The sequence below is a fragment of the Photorhabdus sp. RW14-46 genome (assembly GCF_963887965.1).
In the GTDB taxonomy this organism is placed as follows: domain Bacteria; phylum Pseudomonadota; class Gammaproteobacteria; order Enterobacterales; family Enterobacteriaceae; genus Photorhabdus; species Photorhabdus laumondii.
Genome location: NZ_CAWPHH010000102.1, coordinates 1 through 897, shown reverse-complemented (window position 1 = coordinate 897; position 897 = coordinate 1). Strand labels below are relative to the sequence as shown.

Genomic DNA, 897 nt, shown 5'->3' with positions numbered 1-897 from the left:
TCCATAATCGCTCTATTGGGTTTAAATTTGGGCTATAGGGAGGAAGGTAATGTAACTCAATATTGCTAACATAAGCCCACTCCTTAACAAGATGAGCTTTGTTGTAACCCGCTCCATCCACAATAAGATGAATTTTTTGATGATAGTCAGGATAAGACTTTCTTATTTCATTGAAAAAACAGCAAATATTGTAGTCATTGATGGTTTGATATTCCTGGAACACCGTACGACCAATGGCATTCAGGTTGAGCGCGCCCAATATATTCAGGCGAGTCCGGCTTCCTGTTGTTTTGACTGTTTTTTTCTCGCCTTTTCGCATCCAACCATAACCGAGTTTGGTGCCTTGAGTCGGGTGAACAGCGTCAAGAAAAAGGATGGGTTCGTCTTTCGCTGTGACTTTAAGATTCTCATAATATTCAATAAATTGTCGCTGTTTTTCTGCGTCGAATTTATGAGGGACGCCACAAGGTTTTTTATAAGAAAAACCCTGACGGTGTAGCCATTTATTCATGCCGGGAATGCTAAAGGTAATCTTCCAGAGCTGAGCAACATAGGCCACGATTTCATGGGTGTGATGGAAAAGATGTTGAGATAAGTGATTGATTAAAAAATCAGTTTGTTCTCGGGAAAGCAAACTATCAGACCCCCCATTATCAGATTTAAGTTTACCTTGATTAAGGTAATCGCTGATATGACGGTTAACGGTCATTTCATGAAGACGCAGGGCCTGAGCGATCATCACTGAACTCCAGCCTTCAGAGGCCAGCAGGACCGCTTTGATGCGATCACACTCCCTCTTATCACGGCAGGTGTGATGGAGATGTTCAAGTTCGGCTTTTTGTTCATCGGTAATGAATATTTTCATAGCGAGGATAATGATCTCCATTTCGGATAAAA

1 protein-coding gene is annotated in these 897 nt (G+C 41.6%); it reads right to left on the bottom strand.

Annotated features, from left to right (window positions below; translation table 11 throughout):
- A partial coding sequence (locus tag AACQ38_RS23725) for an IS630-like element ISPlu19 family transposase (protein ID WP_165579244.1) occupies nucleotides 1-865 on the bottom strand: 865 nt, incomplete at its 3' end.
- Nucleotides 866-897 lie beyond the last annotated feature (32 nt).